The 20,654-nt window shown below is 50.1% G+C and carries 16 protein-coding genes; 8 read left to right on the forward strand and 8 right to left on the reverse strand.

Annotated elements, in window-relative coordinates:
• Window positions 1-128: 128 nt before the first annotated feature.
• Window positions 129-572, forward strand: a complete 444-nt coding sequence (gene uspA, locus SJI19_RS04830; protein ID WP_323477140.1) for a universal stress protein UspA — start codon at window positions 129-131, stop codon at window positions 570-572.
• 56 nt (window positions 573-628) lie between these two features.
• Here the strand turns inward: uspA and rsmJ are convergent, their stop codons facing one another.
• Window positions 629-1,396, reverse strand: coding sequence for a 16S rRNA (guanine(1516)-N(2))-methyltransferase RsmJ (rsmJ, locus tag SJI19_RS04835; protein WP_323477141.1), 768 nt, complete (start codon window positions 1,394-1,396; stop codon window positions 629-631).
• Window positions 1,396-3,438, reverse strand: coding sequence for an oligopeptidase A (gene prlC / locus SJI19_RS04840; RefSeq protein WP_323477142.1), 2,043 nt, complete (start codon window positions 3,436-3,438; stop codon window positions 1,396-1,398). Before prlC ends, rsmJ begins: the two co-directional genes overlap by 1 nt.
• A gap of 372 nt (window positions 3,439-3,810) precedes the next feature.
• On the opposite strand from prlC, the gene SJI19_RS04845 reads away from it, so the two are divergent.
• A complete protein-coding gene (locus SJI19_RS04845; RefSeq protein ID WP_323477143.1) occupies window positions 3,811-4,233 on the forward strand; it encodes a DoxX family protein in 423 nt (140 codons plus the stop codon).
• Between the two features lie 191 nt (window positions 4,234-4,424).
• On the opposite strand, the gene SJI19_RS04850 is transcribed toward SJI19_RS04845, so the two are convergent.
• On the reverse strand, window positions 4,425-4,877 hold the full coding sequence (locus SJI19_RS04850) for an NUDIX hydrolase (RefSeq protein WP_323477144.1): 453 nt from the start codon (window positions 4,875-4,877) through the stop codon (window positions 4,425-4,427).
• A 374-nt stretch (window positions 4,878-5,251) separates the two neighbouring features.
• Here SJI19_RS04850 and SJI19_RS04855 point away from each other — a divergent pair, with 374 nt between their 5' ends.
• From SJI19_RS04855 to gorA, 4 genes are all read left to right on the forward strand, one after another.
• Window positions 5,252-5,731, forward strand: coding sequence for a helix-turn-helix domain-containing protein (locus SJI19_RS04855; RefSeq protein WP_323477145.1), 480 nt, complete (start codon window positions 5,252-5,254; stop codon window positions 5,729-5,731).
• Between the two features lie 330 nt (window positions 5,732-6,061).
• Entirely contained in the window at window positions 6,062-6,514 is a 453-nt protein-coding gene (locus SJI19_RS04860; protein ID WP_323477146.1) for an RcnB family protein, read from the forward strand.
• A gap of 300 nt (window positions 6,515-6,814) precedes the next feature.
• Complete coding sequence (locus SJI19_RS04865) at window positions 6,815-7,657, forward strand: 23S rRNA (adenine(2030)-N(6))-methyltransferase RlmJ (RefSeq protein ID WP_323477147.1); 843 nt, start codon at window positions 6,815-6,817, stop codon at window positions 7,655-7,657.
• Between the two features lie 140 nt (window positions 7,658-7,797).
• A complete protein-coding gene (gorA, locus tag SJI19_RS04870; protein ID WP_323477148.1) occupies window positions 7,798-9,150 on the forward strand; it encodes a glutathione-disulfide reductase in 1,353 nt (450 codons plus the stop codon).
• A gap of 143 nt (window positions 9,151-9,293) precedes the next feature.
• On the opposite strand, the gene SJI19_RS04875 is transcribed toward gorA, so the two are convergent.
• The 3 genes from SJI19_RS04875 to SJI19_RS04885 form a co-directional block, all read right to left on the reverse strand.
• Entirely contained in the window at window positions 9,294-10,616 is a 1,323-nt protein-coding gene (locus SJI19_RS04875; protein WP_323477149.1) for a Fic family protein, read from the reverse strand.
• A 446-nt stretch (window positions 10,617-11,062) separates the two neighbouring features.
• Window positions 11,063-12,523 (reverse strand): carbohydrate porin, encoded by a 1,461-nt coding sequence (locus tag SJI19_RS04880; protein WP_323477150.1) that lies wholly within the window; start codon window positions 12,521-12,523, stop codon window positions 11,063-11,065.
• 639 nt (window positions 12,524-13,162) lie between these two features.
• Complete coding sequence (locus SJI19_RS04885; RefSeq protein WP_323477151.1) at window positions 13,163-14,494, reverse strand: PTS sugar transporter subunit IIC; 1,332 nt, start codon at window positions 14,492-14,494, stop codon at window positions 13,163-13,165.
• Between the two features lie 504 nt (window positions 14,495-14,998).
• On the opposite strand from SJI19_RS04885, the gene SJI19_RS04890 reads away from it, so the two are divergent.
• Window positions 14,999-15,955, forward strand: a complete 957-nt coding sequence (locus tag SJI19_RS04890) for a LacI family DNA-binding transcriptional regulator (RefSeq protein ID WP_323477152.1) — start codon at window positions 14,999-15,001, stop codon at window positions 15,953-15,955.
• A gap of 130 nt (window positions 15,956-16,085) precedes the next feature.
• Here SJI19_RS04890 and SJI19_RS04895 read toward each other — a convergent pair whose 3' ends face one another.
• Window positions 16,086-17,111: a transporter gene (locus SJI19_RS04895; protein ID WP_323477153.1), complete on the reverse strand. Its 1,026-nt coding sequence runs from the start codon at window positions 17,109-17,111 to the stop codon at window positions 16,086-16,088.
• 295 nt (window positions 17,112-17,406) lie between these two features.
• Between SJI19_RS04895 and SJI19_RS04900 the strand changes: the two genes are divergently transcribed.
• On the forward strand, window positions 17,407-18,528 hold the full coding sequence (locus tag SJI19_RS04900; protein ID WP_323477154.1) for a GNAT family N-acetyltransferase: 1,122 nt from the start codon (window positions 17,407-17,409) through the stop codon (window positions 18,526-18,528).
• 26 nt (window positions 18,529-18,554) lie between these two features.
• On the opposite strand, the gene SJI19_RS04905 is transcribed toward SJI19_RS04900, so the two are convergent.
• Window positions 18,555-20,387 carry an ABC transporter ATP-binding protein gene (locus SJI19_RS04905; RefSeq protein ID WP_323477155.1) on the reverse strand — a complete coding sequence of 611 codons (1,833 nt, stop codon included), beginning with the start codon at window positions 20,385-20,387 and terminating at the stop codon, window positions 18,555-18,557.
• Window positions 20,388-20,654 lie beyond the last annotated feature (267 nt).

Consider the following 20,654-nt stretch of genomic DNA (forward strand, 5'->3'; position numbering starts at 1 on the left):
GGTATAGTGATCCCCGCATCACTTCTACGATACCATCGGGTGGTAAACTTAACACGTCACAGACATGCCGGATGATTTACCCGCGTCACGACGAGCCTAACGAGTGACATTTTGCAAGGAGCCTAATTATGTCTTACAAACACATCCTGATCGCCGTTGACCTTTCACCGGAAAGTAATATTTTGGTGGAAAAAGCCGTATCAATGGCCAGACCGTATAATGCCAAGATTTCGTTGATACATGTGGACGTCAATTATTCGGATCTTTATACCGGACTGATCGACGTCAATCTTGGCGATATGCAAAAACGCATCTCCGAAGAAACCCAAAACGCCATGACCTTGTTATCGAAAAATGCCAACTACCCGATTACGGAAGTCCTTAGCGGCAGTGGCGATCTCGGGCAGGTATTGGTGGACGCCATTAATAAATATGATGTCGACCTGGTGCTTTGTGGCCATCACCAGGACTTCTGGAGCAAGCTGATGTCTTCGGCCCGACAGTTAATCAACACTGTGCACGTTGATATGCTTATCGTTCCGCTCAATGATGAAGAAGTATACGACGAATAATAGTCATCCTACCCCATACTCGGTGCGTTGAGGGCGGAGTATGGGTGGTATTGAACTTAGACCCGGTTTTCGTCTGGGGTATAGAGATCGAAACGGTGATTTTTTGTGGTGATGTGCGCTTGCGCCGCTACGCCGCCTAGCGGCTCGGCGTAGTCTGGCCGCTTTACCACGATGCGTCGAGTCGCCAACGCCCGAGCGGGCGCCAAGAGTTCATCCGCATCTTCATCGGCCCCTACCAGCGACTGAAATACCCGCATCTCTTTTTTAACCAACGCGCTTTTTTGCCGGTGTGGAAACATCGGATCCAGATAAACCACGTCTGGACGCGGCTGCAGCCCGGTTAGACCGGTCAAACTGGAACAATGCACCAAGGTCAGGCGCTCGCGCAACCAGGGTCCCACCAGTGGATCGGCATAAGCTCGCTGTAATCCATCGTCCAATAACGCCGCCACTACCGGATGGCGCTCAAACATCCGCACCCGACAGCCCAGCGCAGCCAAGACAAAGGCATCGCGCCCCAATCCGGCGGTGGCATCCACCACGTCTGGCAAGCGCTTGCCTTTAACCCCGACGGCCTTGGCGATAGCTTCACCACGTCCGCCACCGAAACGCCGCCGATGGGCCATCACGCCGCCGGTAAAATCAACAAAAATGGCGCCCAACTTGGGCTCGTCACGCTTGCGCAATTCCAGCCGCTCTGACGTCATCACGAGCTCCATCACTGCTGACGCGTCGTTCACCAAACCCCAGCGTTCCGCTAGGGCTTGCAGCCGCGATTCGTCAACCTCTGGCCCATGGTTTAAGCATATTGGCCCCAGCGCCATTATCCCCGGATGCCGTAATGGTGCAGCATCGCGTCCAGCTTAGGTTCGCGGCCGCGGAAACGGACAAACAGCGCCATCGGCTCTTCGGAACCGCCGCGGGAAATAATGTTGTCCAGGAAAGACTGACCGGTCGCACGGTTGAATATTCCTTCGTCCTCAAAGCGCGACCAGGCGTCCGCCGCCAACACATCCGCCCAGAGATAACTATAATACCCTGCGGCGTAACCACCGGCGAAGATATGGCTGAACGCATGAGGGAAACGGCTCCATTCTATGGCCGGCATAACCGCCACCTGCTGCTTCACTTCCGCCAGGGTCTGCAAAATACGCGCACCCTGCTCGGCGCTATATTCGTAATGCATACGGAAATCGAACAGCCCAAACTCCAACTGACGCAGGATAAACAGCGCCGCCTGGTAATTTTTGGCGGCCAATAACTTGTCTAGCATCTCCTTGGGTAGTGGCTCCTGGGTGTCGAAATGGCCAGAAATAAAAGCCAATGCCTCCGGCTGCCAGCAGAAGTTTTCCATAAACTGACTGGGCAGTTCGACGGCGTCCCAAGGTACGCCGCTGATGCCGGCCACTCCCGGGGTGTCAATCCGGGTTAGCATATGGTGCAGACCATGGCCAAATTCATGGAATAAAGTGGTCACTTCATCATGGGTAAACAGCGCCGGTTTCCCGCTGACCGGGCGATTGAAATTACAGGTCAGATAGGCTACCGGCTTTTGCAGCCCACCATCAGCTTTGCGCAACATGCCGACGCAATCATCCATCCATGCGCCGCCACGTTTATTTTCGCGCGCGTATAAATCAAGATAGAAGCTACCGCGAAGCTCACCTTGTTCGTCGAACAGATCAAAAAACCGCACCTCCGGGTGCCAAGTGTCGACGTCGTGACGTTCGTCGGCAGTGATACCGTAAATGCGTTTTACCACTTCAAACAAGCCATTCACCACCCGTGACTCGGGGAAATAAGGGCGCAGCTGTTCGTCGCTGATGGCGTAGAGGTGCTGTTTTTGCTTTTCGCTGTAATAGGAGATATCCCACGGATTTAACGCGTCGCGGCCATGATGTTCGCGCGCAAAAGCCCGTAACTGCGCCAGCTCTTGTTCGCCCTGCGGCCGGGCACGTTTGGCCAGATCGGTGAGAAAATCGAGGACTTGCTGGGGATCCTGCGCCATTTTAGTGGCCAGCGATTTATCGGCATAGCTGTCGAAGCCCAGCAACTGCGCAAACTCATGCCGCAGCGCCAGGATTTCCTCCATGATGGGACCGTTATCCCATTTACCGGCATTGGGGCCCTGATCAGAGGCGCGGGTCAGGTAGGCGCGATACATCTCTTCACGCAAGGCCGCATTATCACAATAGGTCATCACGGGCAGATAGCTGGGAATATCCAACGTGAGCAGCCACCCATCAAGCTCCTTCGCCTGGGCTTGCGCGCGGGCAGCAGCCAAGGCGCTTTCAGGCATGCCACTGAGTTCCTGTTCATCGGTAATCAGCTTGTTCCAGCCCATGGTAGCATCCAGTACATGGTTACTGTAGGTCGAGCCCAGCTCGGACAAGCGGGCGGCTATCTCGCCGTAGCGCCGCTGTTTTTCAGGGGATAGTCCGATACCGGACAGCTCGAAATCGCGCAGAGCGTTGTCCACGGCTTTTTTCTGCGCCACGCTCAGCTCAGCATAATGCTCACCGTCGCGTAACGCGCGATAGGCGTCATAGAGTTCTTTGTTCTGACCAACCCAGGTGCTGTATTCCGACAATAACGGCAAACTTTGCTCATAGGCCTCACGCAGTTCCGGACTGTTCTTTACCGCATTAAGATGCCCAACCGGCGACCAGATCCGGCCGAGAAGATCGTCTACTTCCGCCAGAGGCTGGCATAAATTATCCCACGTATAAGGGCCAGGCTGCGCCACCAGGTTCAATACCGTTTGGCGGCAATCATCAAGGGCGGAGGTGATTGCCGGGACGATATGTTCCGGACGAATGGCGGAAAAAGGGGGCAAGGTAAATGAGGTCAATAACGGATTGGTCATAGGGCAGCCTTGATAATTGTTAGCAATACATTCGACTAAGATGAGGCTAACTATAGCGAAAATCAATGGTGGCTGCGGATTTACCAGATTTGGATGCTGACGACCGGCGATAAAAAAAGCCTGCTTTCCGCCATTTTTATCCAAAATAGTTTGATCTGGCGCAGCCCACAATAAGTAGATTTAGCATTGAATAATATATTCATAAATGCAACGATAATCGTTCAACATTTATGAACATATTCAGTTGTGCAAAAGCCACCCGATGAGCTTACTCAGATAAGTGATTCGGACCCGCGAGCGCAGCTAACGCACCTGCGGTTTGAAAAATAATGGGTGTCCCTGGTACTATTGATTCTATGGAAAGGTAACAACATGATTTCTATATTTAATCGTCTACTTGATAGACCCGATCTAGGAAAATTGCTGCTGCGCGTCACCTTTGGTGGTCTGATGCTGTTTCATGGCATTCATAAGCTGGTTTATGGCATCTCTGGCATCGTTGGCATGGTGGTGCAACACGGCATGCCGGCCTTTGTTGCTTACGGTGTATTTATCGGCGAAATCGTGGTGCCTATCTTGTTCATCCTGGGTATCCTGGTTCGCCCTGCCGCATTGATTTTTTGCGCCACCATGCTGTTTGCCTGGCTGGTTAGCGATCCGGGCATGGTATTCACCTTGACCAAAGTCGGTGCTTGGGGATTTGAAACTATTGCCGTCTATCTGTTTGCCGGCCTGGCCATTGCGTTTCTCGGCTGCGGTCGTTACAGCATTATGTCAAATCCTAACTGGCGTTAACTGCTCACGGGTTAGCCAAGTATGTTGATGAGTCTGAACTGTTAATTTATCAATGACATTTCAGGCTCCTGCTCCCGGCTAAACAAGACGTGATGCCGAGTCGATCAATAAGCAAGGTTTCATCGCCCTCGTTGGCCGCCATGGCGGCCGTCACCAGATGAAAACCGACCCGATTTGCTGCCCAAAAAGCGTTATCCGCCGGCGCCGATTTCAGTAATCATGGCCGCCAGTTGTTCAGGATAAACAGTGTCCATACTGGTCTTGATAGCCCATTGGGAAAACCACGCATAACGCGCCAGTTCGTTCCGCTCGTTCTGCGACCAGTTCTGTTCGGAAATGATCACGAGGCCAACCTTGGCGACAAAATAATATTCCTGGGCATTAACCCACTCACCATCGTTAAGCTGCATGGGAAAGTTACGGGTAAATTCCGTTGCGGTTAACATGACATCCTTGATACCGGTTTCCTCATATAGCTCCCTGGCCGCGGCCTCGAGTAACGTTTCACCTGTTTCCACCGCCCCGCCAGGAGTTGCCCAATAAACCTGTCCAGCCAACGCACCGTCGGAATGGCTGAATTGAAACAGTAATACCTCGTTGCGCGGATTCAAAACTAAAATCCGTGCCGATGTCCGTATACGCATTTCTTGTCTCGATAATGATATTAAGACGCAGTATAAAACCAGGCAATCTCAATAAGTCCGTTCCCAACCTGAAATATCGCCATGTTCTCTAGCGGTTTTTCCAACAGCGCAAAAATGCCGCTAAATCGTGAGCATTATAAGCATAGAATTGATGTTCTACCGGGAAAATAACACTCATCGTGATCATGGCTATCGTCTGGAATAAAAAATTAATATATAACGGATTAAATGGACAGGCTATCACCGTCAACCGCGCCGGCTGAACGCTATCATCATACTGTCGTCATACTGTCGGTTGTCTGTCGGGTTGCCGTCGTGTTATCACCGCGGCGGGGCGATTAAATTGAATGCGCACCCACCGTCAGGAGAAAAACATGAGTGAATATCGAATCAAAACATTGCGTTTGGCCAAAGCGTGGTCCCAGGAACAGTTGGCCGACATCGCTTCCGTGAGCGTCAGAACGGTACAGCGTATCGAAAATGGCGAACAGGCTAGCCTGGAAACACTGGCCGCTATCGCCTCGGCATTCGGCGTTAACGTAACCGATCTTTACGTCGGGCAGGCGGCGCCAGCCGAGCAGGAACAGGCAAAGGCTATCGATGAACAGTTGGCCAGAATCAGAAAGCGGATCGAGTCGGAGGCCAAATTTTATCGTAGTTTAATCAGTTTCATCATAACCAGCATGATTTTACTGACCACAAACTGGCTGACCAGCCACAGCATAACCTGGTCGGCATTGGTGATCGGGATCTTGGCCGCCTTGCTGATCAGACGGGGATTAATCATCTTTATATTCAATCGACATATCGATAAATGGAAAACGGACAAGATCACCAAGCTGCTGGAGAAATGAACTCGGCGCTGAAATTGTTTATTTTTAATAATCTTCGCCAAAAAGAAGCTATCATTAAACTGCCTAAAAACGTTTTTTTCGCAGACCGATAAACCCGCCGCCGCTAAATGTTATAAGCGTATTTGTCTTGTCCGTTATAGTCATAATGGCTGCGGGGTTGTTTTATATTTTTAGGTGTTTTTTTTACAACTGTTAAGAATATATTAAGGCAGGTAAATCATTGTCAACCTGGAGTTTTTTAGGATAATTCGTGGTTACACATCATCATACTTAGCTGATAGTGATAACCATTGGCTTGACAAAGCAGTCGCGTTATCAAGGGATATAAAAATGAAAAAAACAATGCTCGCATTCGTAATAACCCTATTCTCAGCAAGCGTCTGCCTTTCCACCCAATCTTACGCTGATGGTCGTGATGGTGGCCCTCAGGGACAGCAACAGTGGCATAAACCAGGTGGGCAAGACCGCGGCCATGGGGATCAGGGCGGCCCTGGCCGGCAGGACAGACATGGTGATCGCGGCCATGACAATCGTGGTCATAACAACGGCCCGCGTGGCGGCGAGCGCGACCATTTTACCTGGGGCGGTCATGATTTCAGGCGCGGACATCCGGCACCACGACGGTTTCGCGGCGACGAATACCGTGTACACGACTGGCGCGGTCGCGGCCTGCGTGAGCCACCCCGTGGCGAATATTGGGCTTATGTTGACGGTAATTATGTGCTGATTGCTGTGGCGACCGGGATCATAACCTCGATCATCCTCGACAGCGTGGTACATTAATAACCCCTGCGCGTGCTGCTCGGCGTTTCGGCCGGCGGCATGCCTGAGCCAGTCCCCCCCCCCGCTTGAACATCTGAAAACCGTACCGGGTTGATGAAAAATCCACAGGTCTACACTTTTTATAACCTATGCGGTTTATCCTGCCCGTCATGGTATGCTGTGCTCCGTTTTCACGTGCCTTGCTTGTCGGTTCCCGCACAGGTTGCCCATAACCAGCACAACAACAATGCACAGTAGAAACTTTAGCTATTCACTGATTTTACTGTTGATACAAACACCCTCTAAAAAAGCAAATATACTATGTTAAGTTATCGCCACAGCTTCCATGCCGGTAATCACGCCGATGTGCTCAAGCACACCGTGCAAAGTCTGATTCTCACTGCCATGAAAGAAAAGGATAAACCTTTCCTTTATCTTGATACCCATGCCGGTGCCGGGCGTTACTTGCTCAGCAGCGAGCACGCTGGTCGCACCGGTGAGTATCTCGAAGGTATTGCTAAAATCTGGCAACGGGATGATTGTCCGGCGTTACTGGAACCCTATCTGACGGTCATCCGCCATTACAACCGTAGTGGTATGCTGCGTTATTATCCCGGTTCGCCGCTGATTGCCCGCCAGATGCTGCGTGAACAGGATAAGTTGCATCTCACTGAGCTGCATTCCAGTGACTATCCGTTGTTACGCGATGAGTTTCAAAAGGATCTGCGCGCGGACGTGTTGCGCGCCGATGGTTATGCGCAGTTAAAATCGCAGTTGCCGCCGTTAAGTCGCCGTGGGATGGTTCTGATCGACCCGCCTTATGAAATGAAAACCGATTATCAGGATGTGGTATCGGGTATTCAGGAAGGCTACAAACGCTTTGCCACCGGTGTGTATGCGCTGTGGTACCCGGTGGTGTTACGCCAACATGTGAAGAAAATTCTGGTGTCGTTGGAAAAAACCGGCATCCGGCGCATCATGCAAATCGAGCTGGCGGTACGGCCCGATAGCGATCAGCGTGGCATGACCGGTTCCGGCATGATTGTGATTAATCCACCCTGGATGCTAGAGCAGCAGATGACAGAACTGCTGCCATGGCTGCACCAGGCGCTGGTCCCCACCGGTCACGGCCATACGCTGGTGCGCTGGGTAGTGCCTGAATAACCTCGGCATGCAGGCATGTCATGCGGCAAGATAATGCATGTTGTCCCTGCGCCTATCGGAGGGATTGATGCAAACTTTGCGACAAATGCATTTTGCACGTTAAACTTGTGCCCATCATGTCACACAAAGGGAACACACAAATGACCAGACATTATGATTATCTCGCCATCGGCGGCGGCAGCGGCGGCATCGCCTCCATCAACCGCGCTGCGTCCCATGGCCAGAAATGTGCGCTGATTGAAGCCAAACAGCTTGGCGGTACCTGCGTTAATGTCGGTTGTGTTCCGAAAAAAATCATGTGGCATGCCGCGCAGATCGCCGAAGCTATCAAGCTTTATGGTCCGGATTATGGATTCGATACCACGGTTAATCACTTCGATTGGAGTAAGTTGATCAGCAGTCGTAGCGCTTATATTGACCGGATCCACCAATCTTATGAAAAAGTGCTCGGTAATAATCAGGTCGACGTCATCAAGGGTTTTGCCACCTTTGTCGATGCCCATACCGTGGACGTTAACGGTGAGCGTATCACCGCCGATCATATTCTGATCGCTACCGGCGGCCGGCCCAGCCATATCGATATTGTTGGTGCAGAATATGGCATTGATTCCGATGGCTTTTTTGCCCTCGACGCTATGCCGCAACGGGTGGCGGTGATCGGCGCGGGATATATCGCGGTGGAAATCGCTGGCGTATTAAACGCGCTGGGCGCACAAACCCATCTGTTCGTGCGTAAACATGCACCGTTGCGGACCTTTGATCCGCTGATCGTGGATACGCTGGTGGAAATTATGCGCGCGGAAGGCCCGACCCTACATACCGGCTCCATCCCTGAATCCGTCGTCAAAAACCCGGACGGTAGCCTGACGCTGACCTTGGAAAACGGTGAAGCAGTGACGGTAGATGCGCTGATTTGGGCCATTGGCCGCGAACCCTCCACCGATAACCTCAACCTGGCCGCTGCCGGGGTGGAAACCGATGGTAATGGTTATATCCGGGTCGATAAATATCAAAACACCTCAGTACCCGGCATTTATGCCGTCGGCGATAATACCGGCGCGGTAGAGCTTACACCGGTGGCAGTCGCCGCCGGTCGTCGTCTGTCGGAACGGTTGTTTAACCACAAACCGGAAGAACATTTGGATTACGATCTTATCCCCACCGTGGTGTTTAGCCACCCGCCCATCGGCACCATTGGTTTGACCGAGCCGGCGGCAATAGCCAAATACGGCGAACAAGAGGTTAAGGTGTATAAGACTGCCTTCACATCGATGTATACCGCTGTCACCGGCCACCGTCAGCCTTGCCGGATGAAACTGGTCTGTGTTGGGGCAGAGGAAAAAATTGTTGGCCTGCACGGCATTGGTTTTGGCATGGATGAAATCCTGCAGGGATTCGCGGTGGCGATTAAAATGGGCGCAACCAAACGCGACTTCGATAATACCGTGGCCATCCATCCCACCGCGGCGGAAGAGTTGGTGACGATGAGATAATGGGTAGAAAGATGCTGATGGCTCTTTCTGAAAAACCATCATCTGTATATATCAATAATGAAGTCAGGTGCTTGGGCATCTGACTTTTTTATTTAGGGCAACGGGTTCGTTTGGCTTTTATGGGAAACCTTATTCAAAATGGTTCATTGGGGTCGGCCATCATTGATCCATTCTGTTACTTGCCTCATCGTGAGGCGATAGCGTGCGCAGTTAAATACATCTAGCACTCGCAGCTCTTCTTGTACCAGGGTACTGAATCGAGGCACATCATTTTCATCAATGCCTATTTTGGCAATAACGGCATCGACATTATTCCGGTCGCACACCACAGTGCCAATAGCATGATTAAGTGCCTCACGATAACGCAACCTGAACGGATCGGGTATGCCCATGGCTTCCAGGGTGACGGTATATTTCTTAATTGAACGCCGATAGACCAGCTCAAATAAATCTACCGCCAATGCTATATTGCGTTTTTCATAAACGCCCATCATTGCATATGCATATCGCGTCGGGTCTGCATCCAGGAAGGATAATGGTGCATTGTTATTGATCATAAGAGGAATATTGGCAGCCAACCTGCTTGTCCGTTTGTTGCCATCTTCAAAGGGTTGCAGATAGGCCAGATGTACCCAAAGGAAAAAAGACGATTCGACAGGATTTTTTATATGACAGGCTTTATCAATAATCTCGTTAAAGAGTTCTTCAAGGATCGTAGGGACCTGCAGCGGGATGTATGTTGAATCACTTATGTTGACGATTTTCGTTCTGATGCTGCCAAGACTCGCGGCATCTGGCAGTAAGTCACGCATTAGAATTGAGTGAAGGTTACGAATCAATGCCGGCGTCAGCCCGAACTGCGGAACTGAATCAACCAGAAACTCAATAGATTGCTTATGGTTAAGCAGCATCACGGCATCGATATCTCCGGCCTGCGTTCCACTGCGAAACAACTCTTCCGTAGCCAGCAATGAATATCTATTTCCTTCAAGTCGGGAAGACGACCACGACAGGTCTATCAGTAATTGTTCTAAAACTTTGCGAGCGTAGGTTCCTGCGGGCTGCTGACCGGCCATTCTTCCTTCTTCCATGAGAGTCTGCGCAAGCGGTTTTGGCAGCAAGAACGTCTGATTGGGTATGTACTCATCGACAAACTCACGGACATAGCCTGTTATGTCTCTCAGGGTCAGTGGCGTATTGAGATAAGCTAACAATTGTTCTGCTTCTGATGCCTGTTTTAGATAATGTTGCGGCAAAGACTCGGCAAGAGCAGAAACGTCTGCCAGAGTGTATCTGGTTGCCTTACCAATCCCTTTGCGGATAACCAAACCTTTATTGATAAGCTCGTCCAGATGGCGTTTTATTGTCGATTTACCAACATTCAGCTGCCTTGCAAGTTCCCCCGAGCTATATTGCACGTCACGAGTATTGCCTATGGTATTAAGAATTTCTTCTTCCAATGACATATTTTATCCAGGGAGTAATGGCTATTCTCAGCAAGAATAGCATTTTACGGCCCACCTCACGACTCAATACGGCCCATAAATGATAAATACGGCCCAATATGTTTCTTACGGCCCGGCCAAACCACGAATGCGGCCCACAACTTCCCTTTTGGCCCATATCAGCGGCGAATGCGGCCCACGACTTCCCTTTCGGCCCACATCAGCAGCGAATACGGCCCATTGCCTCCCTTTCGGCCCACATCAGCGGCGAATACGGCCCGCAAGCACTTTTACTGCGTCAGCCCTAAGATGTTCTCACCGCACAGCGGGGAGCGACTGCCCCGCTGCCGGCACATTTTCTGACGCTATTTGATGCGCCTTCGGCGACGGACTTTGCGATCGCGGTTCCAGACATTCACGCAGCCTAGGTCAATGACCGCCTAGGCGGTCACCCTTACCCCACGCGATCAGAACCAGGCTTCCCACATGGCCCCGACGTTGAAAGAGTCAAGCGTGGTATCTTCACTGTCGGTGGTGTTCGCGGTATGCTGGTTATCGACTTTGCCGCCGGTGACATAGAAACGCAGCATCGGTCTGAATTCCGGTCCCATGGCAAAAGAAATATTTTGCGAAAGGGTCAGTTTCCAGCCTTTATTGTCGCCGCCGGTTTCATAATTGACCCGTTGATAGCCCGCCTCGAGCCAGGTTGAATGGACATCATTCCAAAAATACATCGGCCGTACGATGGCAGCATAGTTCTTCCGATTATCCTCAGTTTGTTCACTATTATCGTAATCATGGAACGCTAACAGATATTTGACTGTGGTTTTCGGGTTAAACGTGTACAGTCCTTCAAAGCTGGTATACAGGGTGCGTAAGGACTCGGTTTTTCGATAAACGCTGTTATCCGAGTTATCTGAATAACGGGTAATCAGTTTGTTCATAGTTTTGTCAGTCGTGTGACTCAGTACAACTGCGCCTTGCCATGCTTTGGTTCTTTCTTTGCTGTCGATGGCTTTGGAATCAAAACCATAGTTGGCATAAATATCAACATCTAGCGGGCCTAACTTTATGTCATGTATTTTTGACGTCAGCGCATAGTTGCCGGCTTCACCGGTGCCTGCGCCGCCGGTACAGGTAATACGCGACGGGTTATCGCCATCACTCACGACCTGCGATTCACAGTTTTCCACGGCGCCGACGCCCGCCAGGTCAAACTTGATGCCGTTGATGTCGAAATTTTTTATCCCGGCGCCCTGTCCATCATGAGCCATCCACATGTAGTCATTGATATCTTGTTGCGGACGCTGATGGAAATCGCGCCCGGCCCATAAATAAAGTTGGGGCTGTGATTCAAATAGATTGGTGACACCCGCGTAGGCTTTTTTCAGATTAACCTCATCGCTCCAGTGGTCAAACATCACGCCCACATCCCAGATGGCGCCGTTTTCGGCTTTAAAGAATTTAGTCAGCTGGAACTCGCCGCCGTATCCTTCGTTACCTAATCGACCAATGCCTGAAGAACCATTGTATGAACCATCTACGCCGACGTATTTTTGATCGCCGCCCTGGAAATTGGCGCCATAACGAGCATACGCGCTGAATTTCAAACCATAAGGAATGTCCGTAGCAGGTGATGTGGGTGCTGGCGACGTGGCTGAGGTTGAGGTTGTTGTCACTTGTGGTACCGGTTGTGCTTGTTCCACCCATGGCACCTGTGTGGCTTGTTGCGTGGCTAGCGCATCGGCCTTTTTAAGCGCGGCAGCATCCAGTTTTTCTTGGCGCTTCGCCAATGCTTTATCCACTGCCCGAGCGACAATTTGATCTAATTGATCCTGACTAATTGTTATTTCTTGAGCGAATGATGGCAAAGGGCTCAACGAGGCAACAACCGCCATTGTGAGTAGTCGTTTTTTAATTGGTTTCATATTATTCTCAACATAGTGAATTATCTTCAGACAATAACTATCCCGCTCAGATTTGACTGTAAAAAATCATCATCTAAACAAGCTTGTTTGTATTTTTTAATCTGTTTTTATTTAATTATTTACGCTATATCGTCTCCATCCCAGTGGTAGAATATTCATTATTTTTGTCATGTTAACGCTGATAAATATTGATAACTCTGCTGATAATTTGTCGACTGCATTCTACATTATTAATGGATGCCAATAGTAATGTAATCTGTTTATTGGCTTTTTTAGCCATTACGGCAAGCAGTATAGTCTGTATCATTTTCGCCATTAATAATTTTATTGCGCTACAGTTTATGACGTTTAGGAATAACTCTCGCTAACCAACATAGATTTCCCCATTCCTAATACGATATTGTTTATATTAAACAGGCATTGGGTTTTGAATAGTAAACAATACAAATCAATCGCTGGTATCTTTTGTCGGTTTACACTCGCCTGCATTTAAAAGAAATCATTTTATCAATTGTGCTAAAACTCAGGTTGCGTCCCTGCACGTCATCGTCACCAAAAGCTGCCACATTGAAATAGCGCAACGTCACCAGAGGTTATTTAGCATTTAGCGCTCCATGTATTAGCCCACAATGTCAGTGGTTATGAGACACTGGTGACGGTTTCTGCTCGCGGCGAAAGATTTGGGTCGTTTTCTTTTATCGTTTTTAATAACGAACGTTCATAAGCACGCAAGAAAGGCAGGTAAAACAAGCAAGATACCCCCATGCAAATCACACACATCACTAGCGGGCTGAACGTCCAGTTAGTGGCCCAGGAAGCGCCAATAGGTGCGGGTGTGGTCCAGGGCGTCAGGGAAACCACTTGCGCCAGCCAACCCAATTTAGTCGCGCCGTAAGCGAGCACAGCATTCACCATCGGCACGAAAATAAACGGAATAAAGAACATAGGATTCATGATTATCGGCGCACCAAACAAAATCGGTTCGTTGATATTAAAAAAGCTCGGCACAATACCCATTTTACCAATGGTGCGCAAATGAGCGACCTTGCTGCGCAACAGCAGGAAAACCAATGGTAGGGTAGATCCTACGCCACCAATCAATAAGTAGTGATCCCAAAAGCCTTGTAGATATATATGCGGTAACGTCGCACCCGCAGCCAGTGCAGCCTGGTTTTCGGCCAGGTTGGCCATCCAAAAGGGGTTCATGATCCCAGTAACAATCAGCGAACCATGAATTCCGGAGAACCAGAAAATCTGGCATAACAATACTGATAGCAAGATTGCGGGTAATGAATCAGACGCAGATACCAGCGGTGCCAAGAGATGCATTATGGCTTCGGGAATGATCATGCCGGTTTTTGCTTCTATAAATAAATTTAGCGGATGCAGCGTGGCGATAATGACCAGTACCGGGATCAAAATCTCAAAAGAACGGGCCACACCCGTTGGTACTTCTTTCGGCAGGCGGATGGTGATCTTAAACTGTTTAAGCGCAGCATATACATGGGTGGAATAAATAGAGGTAATAATTGCGGTAAAAATGCCTTGTCCAGAAAGATACTCGGTTGAGATGTGCTTATCGGCATAAGGTGCTGCAACGATAATAAAGGCCATAAACGCCAGTAGCCCGGCCATTACAGGCTCCAGATTTAGCTGCCGTCCTAAGCTTGAACCAATCCCTACAGAAATAAAGAACGTCATCACGCCCATACTCAGATGAAAAGGTAACATCAATTGTTCACGGTAGGTCTGTGAAAAATCTAGCCATAACCTGGCAAACCCAACGGTAGTATCGGCGGAAAAAGGGGGGTAAATAAACACCAACATAAATGAGCCGATGATCATAAAGGGCAGCGCGGCAGTAAAACCATCACGGATAGCGATAATGTATTTTTGCTGCCCCAAACGCCCGGCTAGCGGGGTGATAGACTGCTCAATAACAGTAATCATTGATTGATATAGCGAAGCCATATGAACACCTTTTTAGTAAATGACTTTGTTAAGCGATAGAACCTCATCCCATACCGTTACGCCACGCTGCATACCCTAGGTCATCGGCGCTCTCGGCTGAGCGGGCAAGCCGTGAGCGGTTGTGTTAACGACGATCGGCATATTCTTAACGTAAAGACTTGTGCACATACCGAAGGGCTCGACGTCAAGTTCATGCTCCTCTTTCGGCCATACACAAGTGTAAAATAATATTGCAAAAATGATTTGATACTATATGGAAACCGTTTTCCATCGTGCGGGTGCAGAACTGTGACACGCCTCAAAAACCAAGCTTTAAAGGGATTATTTCTTGGACTACCATCACATATCCGAGGCATGAAAAGGCATGAATAGTTAATTTCTGTGGCAATTGGATATTCGGTTTCCATGGCAAATTTTAGCAGTTATACTGCTCATGGCGACCCAATCCGCCATAGCCGTATTGGGGATTGAAGGGCTGGCAATCAGGCCTGCTAGGGGAAAATAATGTCAACTATCAATGATGTGTCGCGTTTATCTGGCGTGTCTAAAGCCACAGTATCGCGGGTATTGAGCGGTTCGCGGGGCGTAAAAGAAGGGAGTCGTCTTGCTGTACTGAAAGCAGTTGATGAGCTCAACTACCGGCCAAATGTGATCGCTCAATCGTTATTAAGCCAGTCAACCGGTTGTATTGGCGTCATTTGTGCTCAAGAAAATATCAACCAGACCACCGGTTATCTCTACGCACTTGAGAAACATCTCAGCCAGAATCAAAAACACTTACTGCTGCGCTTTGCCAATAATAAGGCAGAGGTGATACGCGCGTTTGAAGAACTGACCTGTGGCCTATGCGATGACGTATTGATTATTGGGGCGCGTTTTCCACTTAATATCTCACATGAAAAACTGGTCATGGTTGATTGCATGGATGTAGATGCCGGTAACTGTATCCAGTTTGATTATGCTTTTGCCGCGGAAACTGCCTGTAATTACTTGATAAAACAAGGAAGAAGGCAGATCGCCTTAATCAATCCCGACGCCAGTGGTTGTTTGGATCAGGTACTATTAGGATATAAGCTTGCGCTGGAGAATAACTTTTTACCGTTTAATCGTAACCTGGTGGTGATGGACACATCTTCTTCATCGGTGGCATTACAAACGCTGCTCAATAACAGCACCACCCTCAAATTCAATGCACTGCTGGTGCCCGATGAGCAAGAAGCGCGACGAGTCGTTGCACAACTGCAGGCGTTTAATAAGTCAGTGCCTGGCGACATCATGGTATTTAGCCTGGCTGGATCGTTGAATTTGCCAGGGATCCCACCGATACCCGCCATCGAATACTCGATGGATGCGATGGCAGTGAGAATAGTGGCTTGGCTTAACGAGAAAACCAAAAGCGTACTGGGTTCATATGTATTGCGTGGGGACCTGGTGGTCGCTACTGCCCCCATGAGGAAATAGCGATGCCTTTCATGCGGCGATAAGATGGATGTGTTGACTAACCCTCCGCGAAATCGTCGGAACACGGTGACACGATCGTCAGTATGCCACGGCGCCCAGAAAGCCGGACGCATTGACGTTGTTGCAAGGGTTAATCATCATCCCTGCGCCGCAGGGCATACCAGCCGACGAGTAGAGTAAAGATCGTGACCACGAGCACTAATAGCAAAAAGCCGTGTGGATTGCCCGAGAAGGGAATACCACCCACATTCATACCAAAAAATCCCGCAATGATATTAATCGGTAACGCTAATACCGTAATGACCGTCAGAACATACAACGTACGGTTATTTTGTTCCATCTGACCGGCAGAAATTTCTTCTTGCAATAACCGAATGCGCTCAGTTAATCCGGCCAAATCGTTTAGCACCACGGTAAATTCTTCAGCGAATTGCCGTAGATCCTGTACCACTTCAGTATTAAGCCAAAGGGGTGGGCGACTCATTAAGCGAAATAACGCCGCCGGTTCCGGTGCCAGTAGGCGTTGAAAACGCAATAGCTGTCTGCGGATACGACCTAATCGGGTACGATTCTCTTTTACATGACGACCGGGAAGGCATTCTTCGATTTGATCGACATAGAGATTGGCCTGCCGAACAATTTGTTCGAGCGCCGCTTCCTGTCCTTCCAGCAGATGAACCAAGATGTCGGTGGATGATGTGGGTGCCCATCGGGCTAATTCACGAAACAGCTGTTCAATTAATCGTAGCGGTTTATGCCGTGCAGTGACCACCAGCCCCGTACAGCAGTACAACCACAGCGTCGCCGTCTCATCACTGGTACCATCTTGATGTAAACTGGCGTCGTTGAGTACGGCAAACAGCACATCATCTTGACTCTCTATGCGTGTGCTTCGCGAACCATTGCGGATCTCATCAAAGAAAAATTCTTTTATATCAAACTGCTTTTTAAGCCATTTTTCCGCTGCCGCATGGTTAAGATTAATGTGCAACCAGATAAAATCCGCCCCGGTTAACGACTGAGCGTATTCCGCAGATACTTGCGCGGAGGTGATTCGCCGGGAAGGCTGTTGATCTTGAAAAACAAAGCCATAGATAAGACCGGTCACTTCATCGTTAAAATCGACTTTATGTTTATAACTGTTAATGTCGAGCATCGCAGTTCAAGAGTCACCGGGAATGGAAACATGGCTTCATTACGCCAGTTATCAAGAATAAATCAACTAATTTTAATTTCCAGGTAAACCCTGCTCATGCGTAATCATAAGCCTGGCTCACGCGGTGACCCGTTATGTTGATTTGACGATCGGCAATAGCTGTAGACTGTTGATTCCCTCTATACCCGTTATTTTTCCAGCACCGGTACAAAAGGTGTAGGCGCTATGGCCTTGCTTGGGTAGGGTTTATAGTTATCGTTTCTGCGTTGTCAGCGTCAATCTGGAGTACTACGCCATGCCCCTAACTGCTTTGGCCCACTTGGCCGAGATCGCCGCCAATGAGTGGGATAGTCTGGTTCCCGCCGGTCAGCCTTTTCTGAGCCATGGGTTTCTCTCTTCGTTGGAGGACAGCGGCAGTTTGGGTCCACGATCGGGCTGGCGTCCCCATCATTTGCTGTGGCGAGAAGATGGGCGCTACCTGGCCGCCATGCCCGGTTATCGTAAGCAGCACTCCTACGGCGAATACGTCTTTGACCAGGCTTGGGCCGAAGCTTGTGCCCGGGCGGGTATCGATTATTATCCCAAATGGCTAGGCGCGGTGCCTTTTAGTCCGGTCACCGGCCGCCGTATTTTAGGCCATGAGATGGCAGCGACCCGGCTGTTGCAAAGCCTGCCGGAACACCTTGCGGGTCAAGGTCTTTGCGGTGCCCATATCAATTTTACCGATGCACGGGACGCCGAGCTCCTGGGCGCGCAGCCGCATTGGCTAAGGCGCTTGGGTTGTCAATATCATTGGTTTAATCGGGGTTATCGCGATTTTCAGGACTTCCTTGATACCTTGACCTCGCGCAAGCGCAAACAACTGCGTAAAGAACGCACCCAGGTGGCGGAACAGGGTATTGAATTCGCGTGGCTGGACGGCGGTAACGTCAGCGAAACCCAATGGGATTTTATTTATGCCTGTTATGCCAATACCTATGCAATCAGAGGCCAACGGCCCTATTTAACCCGGGACTTTTTCAGCCTGCTGGGCGAACGACTGCCACAAACCGTCCGGATAGTGCTGGCAAATCAGCATCAACGTCCAGTAGCCATGGCCCTAAGCCTGATCGGCGGCGATACGTTTTATGGCCGCTACTGGGGGTGTCTGGCCGAATTCGACCGTCTGCATTTCGAAACCTGTTTTTATCAAGGCATCGACTATGCCATCACCGAGGGGTTGGCACGTTTTGATGCCGGCGCGCAGGGAGAGCACAAGTTAATCCGCGGGTTTGAACCGGTACTAACCGATTCCTGGCACTATCTTCGTCATGAGGGGTTGAACCTGGCAGTAGCGGATTTTTTGACGCAAGAGCAGGCCGGCGTGCGCGCCTGGATAGACGAGGCGCGTCTCTTGTTGCCCTACCGCCAGACCTGATCGCCACACCCCGAAGGGATGGCAGCTTATTGTGCGCCAACAAAACCACCGGTCTGATAACGCCATAACCGGGCATAGAGTCCTTGCCTGGCCAACAGCTGTTCATGGCTGCCTACCTCGGCGATCCGCCCTTTATCTAATACCACCAAACGATCCATTTTGATGATAGTGGATAAACGGTGGGCAATGGCAATCACCGTTTTACCTTGCATCAACACATCAAAACTCTCTTGAATAGCAGATTCAACCTCCGAGTCCAGAGCCGAGGTAGCCTCATCCATAATCAGGATCGGTGCATTTTTAAGCAGAACCCGGGCAATCGCGATACGCTGGCGTTGGCCGCCAGAAAGCTTAACGCCGCGCTCGCCAACATGCGCATCCAGTCCGGTGCGCCCCTGCGGGTCCGAGAGTAGCGGGATAAATTCATCGGCACGGGCACGGTAAATGGCCTGCCATAGTTCCGCATCACTGGCGTCGGGTCTACCATACAGTAGGTTGTCGCGAATCGAGCGATGCAACAACGACGTATCCTGAGTGATCATACCGATCTGCGCTCGTAGACTCTCCTGACTGACGTGGGCAATATCCTGCTGGTCAATGAGGATCCGCCCACCATCCAGATCATAGAGGCGTAGTAGCAGATTGACCAGCGTAGACTTACCGGCCCCCGAGGGGCCGATAAGCCCGATTTTTTCCCCAGGCCGAATATCCAAATTCAACCTGTCGATAACCCGGCGTTCTTGGCCATAATTAAAGATCACCTCATTGAAACTTATGGCCCCGCTGTGCACACGTAACTGGCCAGCCTGCGGCCGGTCGGTGACACTGACCGGCTGGGCAATGGTTTTCAGACCGTCCTGCACCATGCCAATATTTTCAAAGATGCCGTTAACCACCCACATAATCCAGCCTGACATGCTAACGATACGGATCACCAGGCCCGTCGCCAGGGCAATAGCACCGACGCTTATCAGCGACTGCGTCCACAGCCGTAGCGCCAGCCCAGTGGTGCCGACGATCAATAGGCCGTTAAGGGTGGTGATCACGACGTCCATACTGGTGATCACCCGGCTGGCCAACTGGGTTTTATAGGTTTGTTCGGTGATGGCCTCCCGGGCATACTGTTGTTCCAGCGTGGTATGGGCAAACAGCTTGAGGGTGGTGATATTGGTATATCCATCAACAATACATCCCATCAGTTTGGAACGCGCATCGGACGATTCAACCGAGCGGGCCTTCACCCGGGGCACATAATAATAAAGGCACCCGATATAGCAAACAATCCAGGCTATTAGCGGAATCATCAATTGCCAATCGGCCTGAGCGAACAATACCAGTGCGGTAATGGCGTAGATCACCACATGCCAAAGCGCATCCACTGCTTGCACCAACGAATCGCGCAGAGCGTTACCGGTCTGCATGATCCGCTGAGCGATACGGCCGGCGAAGTCATTTTGAAAAAAATTCAAACTCTGTTTGAGCACATCATTATGATTCTGCCAGCGGATCATGCTGGTCATGCCTGGACTGATGGTTTGATGTACCAGAAGATCGTGCAAACCGATAAAAATCGGTCTCAGTAGCAACATCACAACCGCCATCCACAGCAATTCCCCGCCGTGCTGGCTGAAAAACAACCTGCCGGGCGTAGTATTCGTCAGGTCGATAATGCGGCTAAGGTAATTAAACAATGCGACTTCGATCAGCGCACCAACCAGACCGACCACTAGCAGCGCGGCAAAACTTGGCCAAACCTGACGCAGGTAATACACATAAAAGGGCAATACCTGATTGGGCGGCGCATCCGCCGGCGCTTCTTGGAAAACGTCGATCAGTTTTTCGAAACGGCGGTACAGCATGGTAAACCCCTCATTTTTACGCAGGATGATCCCATCCTGTGGTGATAACCGGTAACGCAGGTCAGCTTTTCATTAAATCATTAAAATCTGCAACCGCCCAGAATAGTGCATTTAACCGAGGATCAGCGACTGAATGCCAACACCAGCAAAAACAGCTCGAGCTAATCGCACTCATCGTGCGACATCACCTACATAGGAGCAGAGAGATAACCTGTGATTATCGTGCAACATCACAGCATAGAAGAATAGGGTTAATCTGGGACTATC

Origin of the sequence: Acerihabitans sp. TG2 (assembly GCF_035013185.1) — a bacterium.
Taxonomy (GTDB): domain Bacteria; phylum Pseudomonadota; class Gammaproteobacteria; order Enterobacterales; family Enterobacteriaceae; genus Acerihabitans.

Excerpts from the sequence above, each read along its gene's own strand:
- gorA (WP_323477148.1), top strand. The coding sequence starts at position 7,798 with ATGACCAGACATTATGATTATCTCGCCATCGGCGGCGGCAGCGGCGGC.
- SJI19_RS04890 (WP_323477152.1), top strand. The coding sequence starts at position 14,999 with ATGTCAACTATCAATGATGTGTCGCGTTTATCTGGCGTGTCTAAAGCC.
- SJI19_RS04895 (WP_323477153.1), bottom strand. The coding sequence starts at position 17,111 with ATGCTCGACATTAACAGTTATAAACATAAAGTCGATTTTAACGATGAA.
- SJI19_RS04875 (WP_323477149.1), bottom strand. The coding sequence starts at position 10,616 with ATGTCATTGGAAGAAGAAATTCTTAATACCATAGGCAATACTCGTGAC.
- rsmJ (WP_323477141.1), bottom strand. The coding sequence starts at position 1,396 with ATGGCGCTGGGGCCAATATGCTTAAACCATGGGCCAGAGGTTGACGAA.
- SJI19_RS04885 (WP_323477151.1), bottom strand. The coding sequence starts at position 14,494 with ATGGCTTCGCTATATCAATCAATGATTACTGTTATTGAGCAGTCTATC.
- SJI19_RS04900 (WP_323477154.1), top strand. The coding sequence starts at position 17,407 with ATGCCCCTAACTGCTTTGGCCCACTTGGCCGAGATCGCCGCCAATGAG.
- SJI19_RS04850 (WP_323477144.1), bottom strand. The coding sequence starts at position 4,877 with ATGCGTATACGGACATCGGCACGGATTTTAGTTTTGAATCCGCGCAAC.
- SJI19_RS04865 (WP_323477147.1), top strand. The coding sequence starts at position 6,815 with ATGTTAAGTTATCGCCACAGCTTCCATGCCGGTAATCACGCCGATGTG.
- SJI19_RS04860 (WP_323477146.1), top strand. The coding sequence starts at position 6,062 with ATGAAAAAAACAATGCTCGCATTCGTAATAACCCTATTCTCAGCAAGC.
- SJI19_RS04855 (WP_323477145.1), top strand. The coding sequence starts at position 5,252 with ATGAGTGAATATCGAATCAAAACATTGCGTTTGGCCAAAGCGTGGTCC.
- uspA (WP_323477140.1), top strand. The coding sequence starts at position 129 with ATGTCTTACAAACACATCCTGATCGCCGTTGACCTTTCACCGGAAAGT.
- SJI19_RS04880 (WP_323477150.1), bottom strand. The coding sequence starts at position 12,523 with ATGAAACCAATTAAAAAACGACTACTCACAATGGCGGTTGTTGCCTCG.
- SJI19_RS04905 (WP_323477155.1), bottom strand. The coding sequence starts at position 20,387 with ATGCTGTACCGCCGTTTCGAAAAACTGATCGACGTTTTCCAAGAAGCG.
- SJI19_RS04845 (WP_323477143.1), top strand. The coding sequence starts at position 3,811 with ATGATTTCTATATTTAATCGTCTACTTGATAGACCCGATCTAGGAAAA.
- prlC (WP_323477142.1), bottom strand. The coding sequence starts at position 3,438 with ATGACCAATCCGTTATTGACCTCATTTACCTTGCCCCCTTTTTCCGCC.